This is a genomic window from Pseudomonas sp. HTZ2, from assembly GCF_033173945.1.
Classification (GTDB): Bacteria; Pseudomonadota; Gammaproteobacteria; order Pseudomonadales; family Pseudomonadaceae; genus Aquipseudomonas; species Aquipseudomonas guariconensis.
In genome coordinates, this window is the sequence record NZ_CP137332.1 from 4,639,431 (window position 1) to 4,656,940 (window position 17,510).

General features: G+C 59.6%; 20 protein-coding genes. 19 read left to right on the forward strand and 1 reads right to left on the reverse strand.

Annotation, left to right across the window (positions count from 1 at the left end; genetic code table 11):
- Positions 1–4 precede the first annotated feature (4 nt).
- From R6G97_RS21500 to R6G97_RS21545, 10 genes are all read left to right on the forward strand, one after another.
- Entirely contained in the window at positions 5–973 is a 969-nt protein-coding gene (locus tag R6G97_RS21500) for a major capsid protein (protein ID WP_197853544.1), read from the forward strand.
- Between the two features lie 48 nt (positions 974–1,021).
- On the forward strand, positions 1,022–1,624 hold the full coding sequence (locus R6G97_RS21505; RefSeq protein ID WP_317847492.1) for a hypothetical protein: 603 nt from the start codon (positions 1,022–1,024) through the stop codon (positions 1,622–1,624).
- A 39-nt stretch (positions 1,625–1,663) separates the two neighbouring features.
- Positions 1,664–2,056: a protein singed gene (locus R6G97_RS21510; protein WP_317847493.1), complete on the forward strand. Its 393-nt coding sequence runs from the start codon at positions 1,664–1,666 to the stop codon at positions 2,054–2,056.
- A 2-nt stretch (positions 2,057–2,058) separates the two neighbouring features.
- On the forward strand, positions 2,059–2,442 hold the full coding sequence (locus tag R6G97_RS21515; RefSeq protein ID WP_317847494.1) for a glutamate 5-kinase: 384 nt from the start codon (positions 2,059–2,061) through the stop codon (positions 2,440–2,442).
- Positions 2,442–2,861: an HK97 gp10 family phage protein gene (locus R6G97_RS21520; protein WP_317847495.1), complete on the forward strand. Its 420-nt coding sequence runs from the start codon at positions 2,442–2,444 to the stop codon at positions 2,859–2,861. The genes R6G97_RS21515 and R6G97_RS21520 overlap by 1 nt, the downstream gene beginning before the upstream one ends.
- On the forward strand, positions 2,858–3,280 hold the full coding sequence (locus R6G97_RS21525) for a hypothetical protein (protein WP_317847496.1): 423 nt from the start codon (positions 2,858–2,860) through the stop codon (positions 3,278–3,280). The genes R6G97_RS21520 and R6G97_RS21525 overlap by 4 nt, the downstream gene beginning before the upstream one ends.
- A gap of 203 nt (positions 3,281–3,483) precedes the next feature.
- A complete protein-coding gene (locus R6G97_RS21530) occupies positions 3,484–4,011 on the forward strand; it encodes a KilA-N domain-containing protein (RefSeq protein ID WP_317847497.1) in 528 nt (175 codons plus the stop codon).
- Positions 4,012–4,180: 169 nt separating this feature from the next.
- Positions 4,181–5,341: a phage tail tube protein gene (locus R6G97_RS21535; protein ID WP_289331673.1), complete on the forward strand. Its 1,161-nt coding sequence runs from the start codon at positions 4,181–4,183 to the stop codon at positions 5,339–5,341.
- 69 nt (positions 5,342–5,410) lie between these two features.
- A complete protein-coding gene (locus R6G97_RS21540) occupies positions 5,411–5,899 on the forward strand; it encodes a hypothetical protein (protein ID WP_317847498.1) in 489 nt (162 codons plus the stop codon).
- Between the two features lie 2 nt (positions 5,900–5,901).
- Positions 5,902–6,144 carry a hypothetical protein gene (locus R6G97_RS21545; protein ID WP_317848172.1) on the forward strand — a complete coding sequence of 81 codons (243 nt, stop codon included), beginning with the start codon at positions 5,902–5,904 and terminating at the stop codon, positions 6,142–6,144.
- Here the strand turns inward: R6G97_RS21545 and R6G97_RS21550 are convergent.
- Positions 6,141–6,749, reverse strand: coding sequence for a hypothetical protein (locus R6G97_RS21550; RefSeq protein ID WP_317847499.1), 609 nt, complete (start codon positions 6,747–6,749; stop codon positions 6,141–6,143). The genes R6G97_RS21545 and R6G97_RS21550 overlap by 4 nt on opposite strands.
- Before the next feature lie 211 nt (positions 6,750–6,960).
- Between R6G97_RS21550 and R6G97_RS21555 the strand changes: the two genes are divergently transcribed.
- From R6G97_RS21555 to R6G97_RS21595, 9 genes are all read left to right on the forward strand, one after another.
- Positions 6,961–7,257: a hypothetical protein gene (locus tag R6G97_RS21555; RefSeq protein ID WP_070085613.1), complete on the forward strand. Its 297-nt coding sequence runs from the start codon at positions 6,961–6,963 to the stop codon at positions 7,255–7,257.
- A gap of 58 nt (positions 7,258–7,315) precedes the next feature.
- On the forward strand, positions 7,316–12,175 hold the full coding sequence (locus tag R6G97_RS21560; protein ID WP_317847500.1) for a phage tail tape measure protein: 4,860 nt from the start codon (positions 7,316–7,318) through the stop codon (positions 12,173–12,175).
- On the forward strand, positions 12,172–13,086 hold the full coding sequence (locus R6G97_RS21565; RefSeq protein ID WP_317847501.1) for a hypothetical protein: 915 nt from the start codon (positions 12,172–12,174) through the stop codon (positions 13,084–13,086). The genes R6G97_RS21560 and R6G97_RS21565 overlap by 4 nt, the downstream gene beginning before the upstream one ends.
- Positions 13,086–14,726 carry a WD40/YVTN/BNR-like repeat-containing protein gene (locus R6G97_RS21570; RefSeq protein WP_317847502.1) on the forward strand — a complete coding sequence of 547 codons (1,641 nt, stop codon included), beginning with the start codon at positions 13,086–13,088 and terminating at the stop codon, positions 14,724–14,726. Before R6G97_RS21565 ends, R6G97_RS21570 begins: the two co-directional genes overlap by 1 nt.
- Complete coding sequence (locus R6G97_RS21575; RefSeq protein WP_317847503.1) at positions 14,723–15,235, forward strand: DUF4376 domain-containing protein; 513 nt, start codon at positions 14,723–14,725, stop codon at positions 15,233–15,235. The genes R6G97_RS21570 and R6G97_RS21575 overlap by 4 nt, the downstream gene beginning before the upstream one ends.
- 87 nt (positions 15,236–15,322) lie before the next feature.
- Positions 15,323–16,228 (forward strand): DUF4214 domain-containing protein, encoded by a 906-nt coding sequence (locus R6G97_RS21580; protein WP_317847504.1) that lies wholly within the window; start codon positions 15,323–15,325, stop codon positions 16,226–16,228.
- A 100-nt stretch (positions 16,229–16,328) separates the two neighbouring features.
- On the forward strand, positions 16,329–16,799 hold the full coding sequence (locus R6G97_RS21585) for a hypothetical protein (RefSeq protein ID WP_317847505.1): 471 nt from the start codon (positions 16,329–16,331) through the stop codon (positions 16,797–16,799).
- Positions 16,796–16,978, forward strand: a complete 183-nt coding sequence (locus R6G97_RS21590) for a hypothetical protein (RefSeq protein WP_274119267.1) — start codon at positions 16,796–16,798, stop codon at positions 16,976–16,978. The genes R6G97_RS21585 and R6G97_RS21590 overlap by 4 nt, the downstream gene beginning before the upstream one ends.
- Positions 16,975–17,424 (forward strand): DUF1353 domain-containing protein, encoded by a 450-nt coding sequence (locus R6G97_RS21595; protein WP_317847506.1) that lies wholly within the window; start codon positions 16,975–16,977, stop codon positions 17,422–17,424. The genes R6G97_RS21590 and R6G97_RS21595 overlap by 4 nt, the downstream gene beginning before the upstream one ends.
- The last annotated feature ends 86 nt before the right edge of the window (positions 17,425–17,510 follow it).

Consider the following 17,510-nt stretch of genomic DNA (forward strand, 5'->3'; position numbering starts at 1 on the left):
ACCCATGTCCCTGACCCAAATGCAGGTCTTCAACGAGTACATCATGCCGGCGACCATCGAGACGCTGGACCAGATGCTCGTTGCGTTCAACGCCGCCAGCCGCGGCGCCATCGTGCTGTCCCCGGACGGCTTCACCGGCGACTTCCTCCAAGAGTCGTTCTTCCAGACCCTGGCTGCTGCCCAACGCCGGGTTGATCGCTACGCAGCCAACGGCGCCGCTCCGATCACCGACCTGACCGAGCTGAAAAACACCTCGGTGAAGGTGGCCGGCGGCTTCGGCCCTGTTCGCTACGAGCCATCGCAGATGACATGGCTGGAACGCCCGACCGCCCAAGGCGTCGAGGTGGCATCCCGGGCGTTCGCTGAGATCCTGCTGAAGGACCAGCTGAACACCGCCATCGCCGCTTTGGTTGCAGCGATCACTGCCCAGGCCGCAGCCGTCAACGATGTCTCGGCAACCGCCGGCATCACTCAGGTCGGTCTGAACAACGCCCACGCCAAGTTCGGTGACGCCAGCCAGAACCTGGTAACCCAGGTGATGCAGGGCACCACCTACCACAAGCTGATCGGGCAGGCCCTGACCAACTCCGAGCAGCTGTTCCAGGCCGGCAACGTCCGCGTTGTCGACATCCTCGGCAAGGTCTCGGTGGTAACCGATGCCCCGGCACTGATGCAGGCCGGCACCCCGAACAAGGAAATCATCCTGTCCCTGGTTCAGGGCGCAGCACTGGTGCACGACGGCCGCAACATGGTCAGCAACGTGTCGACCACCAACGGCAAGGAGCGCATCGAGACCACCCTGCAGGTGGACTACGACTTCGGCCTGGGCCTCAAGGGCTACACCTGGGATCAAACCAACGGCGGCAAATCCCCGACCGATGCCGAGATCGCCACCGGGACGAACTGGGACAAGACCGCCACCAGCATCAAGCACACCGCCGGTGTTGCTCTGATCGGTGACGCTTCCAAGTAACCTTGATGGCGGGCTGGGCCTATGGCCTGGCCTGCTGGGGATAAGCGCATGAGTAGAAACAACATCTGGTATCTGGCTGGACCATTCCACCAGTACCAGGAGAACGTCAAGGAGCTCGCCCGGGAACATGGGCTGGTCATCGTCGACGCCAATGTGGCGGAGGGGCGCAAAGGCGCTGCCAAGGACGTTCCCGAGGTAACCATTCGCCCAGAACTGCAGGCCATGGCGGTGGTCGTCGAGGCCGGAAATTTGGCCCAGGACGTTGTCGATCGCTTGACTGCTGAGCTGGCTTCCATCGGGGTGATCGTCGAATCGTTCGCCATTCAGAGCCTGGAGCGCCCGGCGGGTGACCTGGGCGAAACCGCATCACGCCTGTTCGAAGTGCTGGAAGCAGTGAATGCCGGCATTTCCAGCCTCAAGCGTGAGCGCGACGGCGAAGTGCAGAAGGTCGTAGGCCTGGAGCAGGAGAAGGCTGAGCTGCTGAAGCAGAATGCCGAACTGATCAAGCAGGTCGAGGCCCTCAAGGCAGCGAACGCTGACCCCGAGGTCGAGGCGCTGAAGGCGAAGCTGGATCAAGCGGGCGTCTCCTACCGAGCCAACGCTTCGAAAGAGTCGCTGCAGAAGCAGGTCGCCGAGCTCAACCAGCAGTAACACCGGGGCTGCGGCCCCAATCATTCAAACGGAGGCCGGATGGCTACCTACATCACTGTGGCCGACGTAGATGCCATTCTTGGGCCTGAGTGGGCAGCTCCAGAGCTGAAGGACGAGGCGGTCTTCGAGGCGAATGCCTACTTGACTGCGCTCAACCTGGTCGGCATCGACATGGACAACATTCCTGACGATGTGAAGCAGGCGGGCGCCCGGCTGGCCAAATGCGCATCCCAAGGCAAGCTTTACCAGCAGCAGACCGAGGGCTCGCTTGAGGCGAAGACCGTCAAGGCTGGCTCGGTAACGACCAGCAAGACCTTCGGCTCGATCGACAAGACCAGCGCGGCCGCCCAGCCTGCCTGTGTGCAGCTGGCACTGGCCCTGCTGACGCCCTGGCGCAGCAATCCGTTCGCCTTTGCTGTGAAGAGGGGATAGCCATGGGTCTCCGCGACGAAATCCAGGCAGACCTGGCCGAGACCTTCGACGAAGACTTGGCCGATGCGGTCGTACCGTTCTCCGGCACCTACTTTGGGCCTGGCGTGTGGGACCCAGTTAACGAGACGACCACGGCTCAGCCAGTTGCCTACACCGGGCGAGGCGTGCTCGACAGCTACGACAGCCATCGCGTCGACAACATCAACATCAAGGTTGGCGACGTGCTGCTGATCTGCCTGGCCAATGAGGTCACCGACAAGCCCATGGTCGGCCACCAGATCACCGTTGCCGACCTGGTGACAGGAGAGGAGGTTTCCTGCCGGGTAGAGCGCGTCGAGTCGGATCCTGCATCGGCTCATTACGAAATCCAGTTGCGGAGGTCTTAATGAAAGGCTGGAGCATTCCCCCAACAGCGTTCATCGATCAGATTGAAAGCGACCTGACCAAGCAGGCTCGCATCATCGCCATGGCCCTGTTGGGCGAGGTTGTGAGGCGCTCACCGGTGGATACCGGGCGCTTTCGCGGCAACAACATCGTCAGCATTGGGCAGCCGGTGTTTGCCAATACCGACAATATTGACAAGATCGGGACGGACACCATCCGCGCAGGCAAGTCGGTGCTATCCGGCCTGAAGCCGTTCACCGTGATCTACATTCAGAACAACCTGCCGTATGCAGAGCGCCTGGAAAACGGCGGATACAGCGGGCCGACGGATAAGGTCAACGAGCAAGGATTCAGCAGGCAAGCGCCTGCAGGAATCTACGGACTGGCCTTCGAAGGCGTAGCAGCGGCGTACTCCTCATGACCTACGAGCAGATCAGGCTGGCCGTCGTCAGCCGCATGGCCGCCTTTCAAGGCATCGAGCAAAAGCGGATCTTCTACCCGAATGCTCAATTGCCGGCCGAAAATCTCGACACCTCGGGTGCGTTCAAGCCACCTGCTACTGGCCTTTGGTGCCGCCTACACATCGGCCACGCGACGGCCTTCATGGCTGGCATGGGCGACCGCCCGTACACGCGTAAGCCGGGGATCATCACTGTTCAGTGCTTCGCCCGGTTGCGTACAGGCATCAAGGGCCTCAACGAACTGGCCGACGCCCTGGAGGCTCATTTCGCCTACTGGTCATCCGGCGACCTTGAATGCCTGGAGGCCAGCCAGGTAGACGCAGGCGAGTTCGAAGGCTTCTACCAGATCAACGTGAACACCCGGTTTCGCGCCGGCTGATCAATTTATGCCGCAAGGCAACTGAATCCCTGTAGGGATAACCATGCCAGCTAGGGCCGTACAGCCGAACGGTGGATGTTCGCTCATCCGTCCGCCCCGGCTGCGTTTCTTTTCAGGTCACAGCTAGGGGGCACCCGAAAGCGCCTTCCCTGGGGCGTTGCTGTGGCCGATCTATTCCCCAGGGCTCATCGCAGGGTATGAATATGAACAACGTTATCCCACTTCACTATCGAGGCCATCCCGTGCGCTTCAATGCTGACGGCTGGCTCCATGCAAGCAAGATTGCTGAGCGTTTCGGCAAGCGACTGGATCGCTGGCTGGAAAACGCTGGCACTCTCGAGTATGTCCAGGCCCTTGATGAGGTGATCTCTGGACAGGAATCCGAAATCGTAGATACCCGGAAATCCGGGTATGTAAAAACCAGCCGCGCACGGGTAGATCGTGGTGGCGGCACCTGGCTTCATCCGAAGCTAGCCGTTGCGTTTGCTCGATGGTGCGACCCGAAGTTTTCTGTTTGGTGCGACCTTCACATTGACGCACTCCTGCGCGGTGAGCTGAACGAAAAGCAGCAGTTCGACCGCGCCTGTCGCGCACTGGATGACGGCAAGGGCATCGCCAGCCTTAGCGGCCGCGAGCTGGCCAGATGGAGGCGAAAGAAACCTCAACTGGAGCATCAGGTCGCCTATTGGCGTGATCAGCTGCAACTTACCCTCGGCCTAGACGCTGCGTGAAATTTTAGTATTGCTCAAAGGGGATGACCAAAGTGATGAACCCTTTGATAAAGCCCTCGCTACCTCTGCATTGAGTATTTAAATGTGAGATTGCATCACATTTAGCCTGAGACAACCCCGACACCCCGCCTTGAGCGGGTTTTTTTATGCCCGCAGAAAGGAGACTCAAATGAGTTCTGGCGCCCGGCAAACAACGTACTTGATCCCGGAGGTCACTCCGGGCGTAACTCCAACTACCGGCGCATGGGATACCCTGCGCCTCACCGGCAACACCCTGTCGCCCACCGTCAACACCCAGGCCAGTGACGAGATCACCGACCAGCGCATCAGTCAGGGGTCGGTCGCCACCAGCGTCGATATCCAGGGCGATCTGTCTGCCGAGCTGTCCTACGGCACCTTCGACAAGCTGCTGGAGGCGGCCTTCTACGGCACATGGACTGGCAACGTCCTGACGGTTGGCAGTACTCGCCGGACCTTCACTGTCGCCAAGAACTTCGATGACGTGAGCGTATTCACCCTGTTCAAGGGTATGCATGTCTCGACCTTCGGCCTGGATATCCCGTCCGACGGCAAGATCACCGCCACGTTCAACCTGATGGGCCTGGACTACGCCGACGGCGACACCAGCACTGTGGGCACTATCAGCCCGCCCACTACCACGCCGTTCATGTCCAACAGCAACGTTGGCACTCTGCTGGTAGACGGTCAGTCGCTGGAAGGTCAGGCGTGCGTATCGGCGCTGTCGATCAACCTCGACAACACCCTCCAGACGCAGCGTTGCCTGGGTACCTCTCGACTTGGCCCGGGCGCGCACATCGCCACCGAAGCCGCGATCACGGGCAGCATCACCCTGGCCTGGTCGCAGCGGGCCTGGTCGATCTGGAAAAACTCGTTCACCCGCAAGCCGGTGGCTGTGCAATTCCCGATTACCGACTCGCTTGGCAACCAGTACGTTCTGAGCTTCCCGGCTGTAGAGGTCGACGGCGACCTGCCGAATGGCGGAAAGCGCGACCTGATCGAAGTTACCCTGAACTACACCGTGGCCAAGCAGGCGCCGACTATCACGCGAATTCCGTTCGTGGCCGTGACCAGCGTCACTGTCACACCAGATACCGACACCCTGGCCATCGCGGAAACCTCGCAGCTGTCAGCTGTCGTGGCGCCTGGTGCAGCCAGTCAATCCGTTGCCTGGTCCAGCTCCGACCCTGCCGTAGCAACGGTCAGCGCTACCGGCCTGGTAACTGGTGTGGCCGCAGGCACGGCGACCATCACTGCCACCAGCGTCATCGACGGCACCAAGAAAGACACCTGCGATATCACCGTCTCCTAACCTTTTGGCCGCTCCGGGTATAACGCCGCTCGGAGCGGCCCTTTTTGGCGTGGCGTGAGGAATTCAAGAATGGCCCTGAAGCTGAACAAGAAACCCGAAGCCGTAGGCGCAACCAAGTGGCTCGACTACGACAAAGACACCAAGGTCGAGGTCGCCGGCCTCGACAACCCCGAGTATCAGATCGCCTTGGAGCGTGCTCGTCGCCGCCTGCGCAAAAACGACGAACAGTTCGAGCAGGGTGACGTAGGCGTGGTGAGTGGTGAGAAGACCGAGCACAGCACCCAGTGCATGCTTCTGGCCCACTTCATCCTGAAGGACTGGAGTGGCGCGCAGGACGAGAACGGTAACCCTCTGAAGTACTCGCCCGACGTGGGCGCGCAGATGCTCGAGGGCGATGTCGATTTCTTCCTGTTCGTTCTCAAGGGCGCCGCCGAGTTCTCTGCCGAGAGCAAGCAGGAGGTCGAAGAGATCGCGGGAAAGCCGTCGCGCGCTTCGAGTGGGAGCGGGAGTTCGGCGGCGAGAACCCGGAAAAGCGGGCAGAAACCTACCGCCGACTGAAGATCCCGGTGCCGATCGAACCGGATCGCGACCCGATCACAGCCTACCTGTTGAACACGTTCCGCAACGTCTGTCGAGGTCGGCGATACCTGTCCACGATGACCGGTGCACACCCACTCCGGTTGTCGGCTCGGGAGATCAACGACTGGCTAGAGGCTCACCCGGCTCCCATGCCAAGGCATGAGGTTGATGAGGTGATGTTTGCGCTGGATGAATTGGTCATGAGCGAGAAGGACGAGGGCTAGCCATCAAAATCATACAGCTTCATTGATGCGGAGAAGTTCCGCATAAGCTGAATGCCCACAATCTGACCGCCGATATAGAGTCGTCCGTCTTCATGGCTGATTTCATCTTGTAGCTTTCGCTGCTGCAGCATAAGCGTTATCGCTCGGGAGATGGGTTCCATTCCGTCAGGATAGGGCCCAGACCTGGGTTTGCGGATGATTGCGTCTGGCAACTGTTCAGCAACGAACCCGGCTCCGGAGTGGAGTTGGTAGCCCTTAAGCAAGCCATCACATTCGGAGAATCCGACGTGGAAAATAGTTGTGGTTTGGAGATCAGCGCTGGCACCCCACCTTGCAAGTTCAGACTCAAAGATACGCTTGAGGCGATGTGGGGCTTCAGCGTTGAGCCCCTCAATGCCGAGGGGACTCAATTCCTCATTGATACATCCAAGCCAGGAAGAAAGTATTCCGGCGACGCCCGTCCCGGCCACAACAAGATTCAAGTGCGGGATGCAAAATGCCTTCGATGTGGTTCCGATTGCCTGGCCTGCCGTATTGACGACAAGGGTGTCCGTTGCGATCAAAGCCTGATCGGGGTCGCTCAGATCAATAATGATGGCTGACACTTGGCCTCTCCCTAGCAAAAGGCAGAACGCTACTACGCCTCAGTCCAGCTTCGTTACTGGCTTTCCATCCATGCTGGTTGGATGGCCAGATGACCGAGGGCCGGGAGGAGTAGGGCGCTAAAACCAGACTGGGGCCGAACCCTGCCCACGCGGGGTTTTGGCGCTTCCTGCTGATGGTGGTAGATTGCTGCCATCATGTTGGAGGATTGCCATGGAGATGTTGATTGTTTGGCTTGCTGTAGCTGCAGTTACGGCTTATTTCGCGAAACAAAAAGGGCGCAGTGCTGGCGCGTGGTTTGCTCTGGGCTTTCTGTTCTCGATCTTTGCGCTTATAGCAATTTGGCTAGTGAATCCTATTGGCGTTGACGATGCTAAGAGCATAGAGATCGCCAAGAAATATGGATCATCCTCAAGGTACCGAAAGTGCCCTTATTGCGCCGAGGTGGTGCAGCGCGAAGCCATAAAATGCAAGCACTGCTCATCTGATCTACAACCGGTTCCTGACTGAGCTGAAATTTAATAGAAACCCGCCTAGCGCGGGCTTTTTTTTGCCCGGAGAAAAGGCGATGAGCCAAACGTCCCGTCTTTCGATTGAGATCGATAGCCGAAATGCAGAGCAGAAGGCCTCGGATGTAAAGAAAGCGCTAAATGCGCTGGAAGACGCCGGACTCAGCATTAAGCCAGCCATGGATCGGGCGGGCGACGCCATGGGCAAGGCGGGTGAAAGTGCAAAAGGCTCGTCCATCAATGTCGCGGCGATGGAGCGCCAGGTAAAGTCGCTATCTGGCGTGTTGATAGGACTGGCAGGTCCGCTGACGGCTGCGTTCAGCGTGCAAAAGATCGCCGCTGCCGCACAGCACTACGCCGACCTTACCAACCGCCTGCGGTTGGTGACTGACGGCACGGCACAGTTGGCACAAGCGCAGAATGATGTGCTTCGGGTGGCGCAAGCCTCGCGCCAGTCGCTGGAGTCCACGTCAACCATTTACCAGCGTATTGCCCAAAACGGCAGGGCGCTGGGGTTGAGCTTCGCCGATGTGGCCAAGGTTACTGAAACCGTAGCCAAGTCCGTAGCGATGAGCGGTGCTTCAGCTGCCTCGGCTGATGCTGCGCTGGTCCAGTTTGGCCAGGCGCTCGCCTCTGGCGTACTGCGCGGCGAAGAACTGAACTCGATCCTGGAGCAGACTCCGGCGCTGGCTCAGACCATTGCGCGCGGATTGGGCGTTACGGTTGGACAGCTTCGCGCCATGGGGGCTGAGGGTCAGCTGACCTCTGATAAGGTCATCAAGGCCATTGAAAATCAGAAGGACGCCGTCGACAAACTCGCAGCAAGCATGCAGGTCACAGTCAGCCAGGCGATGACTGCCTTCACCAATTCACTTACAACGACCATCGGGAAGCTGGATGAGGCTACCGGGGCCAGCAGCAAGCTGGCGGCCGGTATTCTCGGGATTTCCGAAGCCATGGATCGCTATCGATCTGGCGAGTTCATGGACTTCTTCACGGCAGATAAAAAGACCGTTGAGGGCTTCAATAACGAGATAAGCACATCTCTGGCAAGGCTTCGCGACCTGGATCAGGTCCGCTCGAAGCTTAATAAGAGCGACCCGTCAGACACCGTATTTTTCAACTTCAAGTTCTACAACAAGCAGGAGCTGGATGCCGAGATCGCCGGCCTGAACAGCAATATTGGCAAGGCACAAGCGGCCATCAAGATCTTGCAGAAAAGCTCTGCTGACCTCAGTGCGCAGGCCCCGAAAGGCGAGGCGGCAGCCGCAGGACTTTCCGCGGCAGCAAAAAGCTACACCGACTCCCAGCAGAAGGCTCTCGCCAAGCTGCAGGACAACAGTGATGCGGTCAAGGAGGCTAACCGCTACATTGCTGAGCACACAGAGCTGACCGAGGCCGACAAGGCTGCGATCCTATCTAATGCTTACGCCGCTGAGGCGCAGAAGAAGGCCAACAAGGCGGCGGCGGCGGCAACCCGCGAGGCGAACAAGGCCTACCAAGAAAACGCCGGGCAAAAGATGCTCGACGACGCCCGCCAACGTTACGCGGTCCTGATGCAGCAGAAATCGGCCATTGATGACCAGGGGAAGGGTGCGCGTACGCTTGGCGTGGAAGCCAAAAAGCTGATCGAGCTCGAAACCGAGATCGCCCAGCTCAAGGAGAAGAAGACGCTGACGGCGGCGCAGAAGCAGGTACTGGCCATGGCCGACCTGAACCTGGCGCAGCAGAAGCAGAACGCGGCGCTCGAGCAGGCGAACAAGCTGGATCAGCAGCGCCTGGAGAACGCAGCCAAGCTACTGTCGTTCCAGGATCAACTGAATGACTCGCTCGAAACCGAGCAACAGGGCTTGGATGCCCAGATCGCCGGCCTTGGCTCAGGGAAAAAACTGCAGGAGCGCATTCGAGAAGACCTGAAGATCCGTCAGGACTACCAGAAGCAGCTGGCCAAGCTGCAGCGCGACTATCAGCGGATCGTTAACCCGACCGCTGAGCAGACTGATCTGTACGAGAAGGAAACCAGGGCGCTCAAGAGTGCGCTCGACAAGCGCTTGTCCATGCAGGAGGACTATTACCGGAAGCTAGACATTGCCCAGTCCGACTGGTCCGTCGGCGCGAATGACGCGTGGTACGACTACCTTGATGAGGCCTCTGACATCTCCAGTCAGACCTACGATCTTTTCTCCAACACCTTCCATGGCATTGAGGATGCTATCGCCGATGCTGCCACGTCCGGAAAGCTGTCGTTCAAGGGACTGGCCGACTCGATCATTGCGGATCTGGCACGCATGGCTGCCAGGGCATATGTCACCATTCCATTGCTCAGTGCCCTTGGCCTTGGCGGATCATCTGCTGCCGGCCTGGCCGGCTCCGTATTGTCTGGAGGCGGCGGTGGCGGCATGAGCCTTTCCAGCATTTGGAATGCCGGAAGCAGTGCCTACAGCGCTATTACTTCCGGCTTTGGCAGCGCAGTGACAGCTGGCTGGAGTGCTGGCCAAGGCTTTTTGGGCGGCATGCAGAGCGCGATCAGCGGCGGCTACAACTACATCAGCAGTGGCCTGAGCGGGTTGTTTGGTGGCGGCGCTGCATCCAGCCTGGCAGGAGGCGCGGGAAGCAATGTCGGCTACGGGCTTGGTCAGTCGCTGGTATCTGGCAATATTGGGTCGTCGACCATGGCCACTTCATCGGCTGGCGGACTCTCTGCGTCGGCACCCTACCTTAGTGCCATTAGCGGCGCCATCATGGGGTATCAAAACTCCGGCGTAAAAGGTGCGGCGGCTGGTGCGGCGGGGGGATACTTAGGCGTAAAGGGCGGGGCGGCGGTAGGATCATATTTTGGACCGATCGGGACTGCCGTAGGGGCGGTGATTGGTGGCATCCTTGGGTCCGTAGGCGGCTCCAAACTGTTCGGCGGCGACTGGGTCACCAAGGACACCGGCCTTTCGCTGGCAGTTGAAGATGGCGACTTTCTCGGTAAGCGGTACGAGTACCAGAAGAAAAAAGGCGGCCTGTTCGGCAAGAATAAGAAGCGCACCCGCTATTCGGCGCTTGATCCGGAAACCCAGGCCGCCCTGGACGCGACCTATGACGCCACAGAGGGCTCGGTCCTCGATCTGTTCGACCGTCTCAATGTCGAGCTGAATGATGGTGTGCTGGATGGCTTGAACATCGGTGCGCAGAAGATCAGCACGAAGGACAAAACGGCCGAGGAGATCCAGGCCGAAATCGCCAAGTGGTTCGGCGGTGTGGCCGACTCGATGGTTTCTGCTGTCGATGCTGCTACAGCAGCTGGCCTTGGCGGCTACAACTTCGAAGGCCTCACCGCGTTCGTGCAGAACCTGGAGGGCGTCAACGAGGTTGTACGCTACTTGAACGTCGGCATGTACGACATGTCCGTGGCGGGCGGCAAGCTGGCTGAGCAGCTGACGGCGATTGCGGGCGGGCTGGATGTGTTGCAGAGCAATGCTGCGACCTATTACGGCGCGTTCATCGGCGAGTCGGAGCGCATGGACGACACGCTCGATGCCGTCACCCGGGCGTTTGTTGCAGCGAACCAGACGCTGCCAGAAACCCGTACCGGCTTCCGCGACATGGTCGAGTCGATCGACACGACAACGCAGGCCGGCATGCAGATGTTTTCAACGCTCATGGCGTTGTCGGGCCAAGCCTCTACGTACTACGACATTCTGGAACAGCGTGCGAGCAACAGCGTGAATGCCGCTTTCGCAGCCGTACAGCGGGCCGTCGAGGCCGAGAAGAAGGCCGCACAAGAGGCGTACAACTCCCGGGTGTCGTCGATCAACGACATGCTGGCTACCGCTCAAGAAGCGGCGTCCACATCGAAGTCGATCAACAGCGCACTGGAGAACGCCCTGAAGGCGCTGCGCGGCACGTCTGACGAGTCTGTCCAGATGATGCGCGGCCAGGCCAAGGCCACCGTCCAGTCTGCCCTGGCAATCGCAAAGGCGGGCGGTTCGCTGTCCAGCTTCACCGGCCTGGAAGACGCTCTCTCGGTCATCAGCAGCAACGACACGTCGCTGTACGGAAGCCTTGAAGAGTTCAACCGCGAGCAAGGCCGAAACGCCAACCTCGTCGCTGAACTGAACGCCCTGAACGGCAAGCAACTGTCGTCGTCCGAGCAAGCCGTCAAAACCCTGCAAGACCAGCTCAAGCAGGCCCAGGAGGCATACGAGGCGCAGACTGCGGGCCTGGACGCACAGCTCGAATGGGCGCAGCAGCAGATTGATGCCTTGAACGGGGTGGACAACAGCGTCAAGTCCGTTGCCGATGCAGTCAAGGAAATGAACGCGGCAGTTGTCGCGGCCATCGCCTCAATCAGCGGCAAGTCCACTCCTCAGAATGCTGGCGTGCTGATCGACACCATCTACAAGGACGTACTTGGTCGGCCGGCAGACGCAGGCGGTAAGCAGTACTGGACCGACCAACTGGCGAGCGGCGCCCTGAACAATACGAACATCGTCGGCGCGATCAAGAACGCGGCAGCCATCGAGGCTGCGTACGCGTCTGCCGGTATCGCCATGAACGAGGGGGCTTCGTACTGGGCGGGCCAGCTCACCAGCGGCGCAATCACGCTCGACCAGCTAAACGAGGCAGTCCGCAACGCGGCCAAGGCCAACGGTTCAATCCCGGCCTTCGCCACGGGCGGCATGCACTCGGGCGGTATCCGGCTTGTCGGTGAGCGTGGTCCAGAGCTGGAAGTCACAGGACCGGCGCGCATCTACAACGCCAGTCAGACGGCAGCGATGCTGAAGGGCGGGGACGGCTGGAAAGAGGTCGTCGCTGCTATTCAGGTACTGCAGCAGTACGCGTACCAGACCACCAAAAACACCGGAAACACGGCCCAAGAGCTGCGTCAGCAGAACGAGGCCGGCGTACTCATTCAAGGAGCAACCGCATGAAGGTCGTCCCGCCAGTCGAGATAACTGACGCGAAGATCGTCAGCTACAACGTGCCCGAGAATGACTACCCGGAGTGGACGGCTGGCACGTACACGCAGGGCACGCGGAGGATCATTGCGGCCAACCACCTGATTTACGAGGTGCTGGCCGCTTCAACTACCGACAGCCCAACGGACGGGGTGGCGAAAGCTACCCCTACGTGGATGATCGTCAGCCCAACCAACCGCTGGAAGATGTTCAACAAGCGTAACGGCAACACATGGATGATCGGAACGGCAACTACCAACCCAGAGAGCATCGACATCACCATCCGGCCAGGCCAGCGGATCAACTCCATTGGCCTGGTCGGGGTCCTGGCGACGACCCTGCAGGTGCAGATGATCGTCGGCGGGCAGGTGATCTACGACGTCACGCAGTCAATGTCGAGCAAGGACAGCAACTCGTCTTGGTACCAGTACTACTTCGGCCCCTTCGTTACCCGCGTCAACTTCGCCCGGCTGGACTTGCCAGCCCAGGCAGACGCCGATATCCGCGTCATCGCCAGCTCTCCAGGCGGCACCGCGCAGATCGGCATGCTCGTAATGGGCTGGGCCAGAGAACTTGGCTGGGCGCGCTGGGGCACCGGCCTCGGGTTCGACAGCTATTCCTCGGTCAAGGAAGACGACTTCGGCAATGTCACGATCACCCCGAGGGGTGGCCGTGATTCCGTCGATTTTGACGTGGCCATGTACACAAATCAGGTTTCGACCGCCAAGCGGGTTCTGACCGAAGTCAAGGACACTGCGGCGCTCTACGTCGGCAGCGAAATCGTTGACCCCACCATCATTGTTGGCCGCTTCGACAGGTTCTCCCTGGTCCTGTCGAACGTGGCTATTTCCGAATACTCCCTTGAAGTCAGGAGCCTCATGTAATGGCAGTCACAGCCCCCGCAATTACACCATTGCCAGATCCGCCGCTGCCAACAGATGCGCCGGCTGTATTTGACACAAAGGCAGGCGCATCGCTTTTGGCTCAGCAGGCCATGGTGCCCCAGATCAACACATCGCTGAATTGGATCGCCGAGCAGGTAAATGCAGCAGAAGGCTTCAAGAATGCTGCCGCAGGCTCAGCGGGCGCAGCGGACGACTCAGCCAGCGCGGCCAACACTGCCAAGCTGGCTGCCCAGCAAGCTGTGACCGACGCCGAGCAGGCCGGCGCCGCCCAAGTGGAGCTGGCCCAGGACCAAGTAGCGCTGTCTGTCGCCGCCAAGGATGAGGCCCAAGCGGCTGCCCAGGCCGCGGGAAGCGCTGCAGGACTGCCGTCAGAGCGTGTGCCTTACTCCGTTTTGCAGGTCACCTCTGATGGCCGCAGTGCTTGGGGCGCCCGCGACCGGATCGGCGAAGTGGTCACGGCCGTCAAGGCGCAGGACGCAAGCTATATCCAAACCGGAAGCGTTTACCTGCAGGCCTCATATCCTGAGTTGTTCCAACTACTTGGGAAAATAACAACCCCAGGTGTGTATTCGTTCCAGGGCGTAACCAACCCCAGCGGCTATACGGTCGTTGATATTGCTACAGATGGAAATGGCACTTGGATAGCCGCTTGTTCAGAAACGACGGGCACCTCTGTGTCACTGCTAGGTTATGTATTGCGCAGTGTTGACGACGGCAAAACCTGGACTCCGGTCTCCATCCAAAGGGTGAGGGTGCGAGCGGTTGGGTATGTAAATGGTGTCTGGGTAGTGGTAGGGGGGCACTATGAAACATCCAGCGAAAACGTATCATTTTCAACAAGCAAAGACGGTGGAGCCACTTGGGCGACGGGTGATAACACCAACACCCGTACCGCCAGTAGCAATGCGCGCATGTTTCTGGAAGTTGGCGAGAGCGGTGGTCTGGTCTTGACGGGTTCGTACCAAGACATTTACGGGGCGTGGTCGATTTGGACATCGCTGTTTTTAAACGCCCCTTCAGGTGCGCAATGGTCCGCTTGGGCAGGCACTGCAGGTCTGGCAACCCTTACCGCCGGCGCCGGCGGTGCCGCACGGTCGGGTGCCTACAATGTTGTGGTGACAACACTGGGGAAAATGTCCAGAGCGCTGGTGAGCGCAGCGGCCACCAGCACCGGCAGCGCAGTCAACACCGGTGTGACCGCTGACCTGAAGGCAGTAGCGGCCAAGGCAGGAACGATAATCGCTGTCGGAGCGTCAGGAACCATAATCAGAAGTACCGACGATGCCGCAACGTTCAGGCCGTCAGCCGTTTCTGGGTCACCTGATTTCCGTTCGATTGAGGGGGTAGGCGGGGGCGTCTGGATCGCGGGAACCTCGGCAGGTGTTCTCTGGATCAGCCTTGACGACGGCTTCACCTTCACGCAGACCACGCCCAGCGGCGTGGCGACGGCCGTGACTCGGATCAAGGCGGCAGGAAATACCGTCGTTCTCAACAGCGGTACGGTCATTCGCCGCAGCGAAAGCCTGTACAGCTATGACCAAAACACCCAGTTCATCGTACCGGCGGTGGCCGCACCCAGCGGGCTGAAGTCGTTCATCAAAGCGCGGGAGGCTGCATGAAACTGTACCTATGGAACGAGCAGGGATTATATGCGGGTACGGTAGAGGCTGAGCCGTCCGGTGCCATGCCGTTACGCAGCACTCCCACCGCGCCTCCCAAGCTTACCGGCACCCAAGTCGCTCGCTGGACCGGCGCAGGCTGGGAGAAGCTGGCGAACGCGCCAGAGCCTGAGCCGCTTCCCGAACCGGACTGGCTCGCTCTCATCGCCGCGCGGCGCTACCAGGCCGAGATCGGCGGCATCGAACTCGCCGGCCTGCCCATCGCCACCGATGACCGCAGCAAGCTGCTCATCAACGGCGCGGCTGCCCGAGCGGCGCGAGACAGCGGCTACACGCTCAAGTGGAAGACGGACGAAGGCTTCATCGATCTGCCTGCCGACCAGGTGCTGGTCATGGCCGACGCGGTGGCCGATCACGTGCAGGCCTGCTTTGACCGCGAGGCGGAATTGCTGGCAGCAGTAGCTGACGGGTCGATCACCGCCGAAATGCTGGAGCAAGGCTGGCCCTGATACCCGCTGAGCGGAAATGTTTCCTACGCATGTGTCGTGGTGGCACAATGAATCTCCATCCCTGTCAGCACCACCAAGGAAGGCTTCATGGCCACTCTCGATAATTCGCAATACATTACCGCACTCTACATCGCTGCATTCGGTCGAGCGCCTGACAAAAGCGGCTTGGCCTACTGGACTGCGCAGATGGAAGCGGGATTGTCTTTTGATAGCGTAATCAGCAGTTTCCTTAACAGTCAGGAAGCCACGTCCCTTGTTGGTCAAGGGGTAAGTGATCAGGCCTTTTTGAGCACATTGTATAGCAACGTGCTGAGCCGCGCCCCGGATACTGGTGGTGCGCAATACTGGCAGGGTCGCCTGGACAACCTAGAAGATCGCGCTGCGCTGGTGAAAGAATATATCTCCTCGATCAGCGACAGCACGGGGGACGACACAAAGTTGCTGCAGAATAAAATTGTGATTGGTCAAAAGTTTGCGGCCTCGGCATCAGGCGATAACACCATTTACGCCAAGGCAATGATGACCTATGTGACTAGCGAGACAGACGCGCTGACAACTGGCCAAGCGCTGAATGACTACTTCGACAACGGAGCACCCGCTACTGGAGGCGGAAGTTCTTATGGTAACGATTTTAAACTCGAGTTTGGTTACGTTGGTAACTTCTTTATTAGCTCAACCGTAACTGCGGGCGCCGGTGTCGAAGAGCCTAACTTGGCAGGGATGAGCATAGATATCGGAGAAGGTACGATCAAAATCACTTCCGAAAGTGGTTCCGGTTTTTTTGCAAATGGAGTGACTTTGAAAATCTCTGATGCAAATGGCACTCTTCCGGCATTTACTGGCTTCAATATTATATCCAATACTTGGACAGTGAATCCTAGCGCGGATTTTGATCCATCCAACATTTCGGTAACTGCCGATGCTGTCACTATCACTCTGACTGGGCTGAATGTCGGAGCGAACACCAGCCTAGAGTTTTCTTTGCTTAGCTAATCATTAAGCGTACGCATGGCATTTCAATAGCCTGACAGTCGTAGCGCGCAAATCTTTTAGAGCCCGCCTAGTGCGGGCTTTATTTCGCCTGGAGAAACCCATGCTGAAACAAATCCGCGCCTCGGCAATTGCCCCGGCGCTCAAACTGCTGCCTGCGAAAATGTCGGGCCGGCGTGCTGAGCAGATGCTGCTGAGCATCGGGCTACAGGAAAGTCGACTGATCCATCGCCGGCAGATCGGCGGCCCGGCCCGAGGCCTCTGGCAGTTCGAAAAGGGTGGCGGTGTCCGTGGCGTGCTCAAGCACCCCAGCACCCAAGCCCTGGCGCGCTCCGTATGCCAGGCCCGTGGTGTGCCGGTGACCGACGCCGCTGTCTATACCGCGCTGGAGCACGACGATGTGCTTGCTGCCGCGTTCGCCCGGCTTCTGCTGTGGACCGATCCTGCGCCGCTGCCTGCGGTGGGTGAGGTTCAGCGGGCATGGGCCTTGTACCTGCGCACTTGGCGCCCGGGCAAGCCGCACCGGCAGACCTGGGACGCTCTGTATGCCCAGACAATGGAGGAGGTGGCATGACGAAAGCCATTCTGCTGGCTGCTCTGCTCGTGCTCCAGGGCTGCGCCGTCCAAGCCCTGAGCTACGCCGCCAACACGTACTGTGCTGCTCCAGCTGATGTGCGCACTGCCAACCGCATCCTGGTCAACGCCTCGATCGCGCCCAATCGGGTCGAAGTCACCTGCGGCGGTGCGCCATGACCGGCCGCTTCCTCGACCCGCTACTACTGCGGGCGTACGACAAAGGCGAATGGGTGCTGACCAACGATTTCCGGTACCAGGCGCTCGACGGCACAATCTACACAGCGCCGCGGTACTTCATCACCGACCTGGCTTCGGTGCCTTGGGTCGTAAAGCCGCTTTTCCGTGACATCGAGGACCGCGAGGCCGGGGTCATCCATGACTGGCTTTATTGCGAGAACCAGCTACCCCGCGCCGTGTGCGATGCGCTGTTCTACGAGATGCTGCTCGCCCTGGGCGCAGACAAGCGACGGGCTGGCTTGATGTACGCCGGTCTGCGGGTCGGCGGTGGATCGCGCTATGCGGCGTGCAAGGGTGGGGTGAAGGATGAGGATATGGCTTGGGCGCTGATGAGAGAGGAAGAACGGAATCTGGCCTCTCGACAGCGCTTGAGCGAAGCCGAATAGCCGGCCTGGCTTGTGAGGCGGTGATCGACGGTTTTGGAAAATTCTCTCCAAGCAAGGAAGCAGGGAGGCAGAAAAGCGCCCTAGCC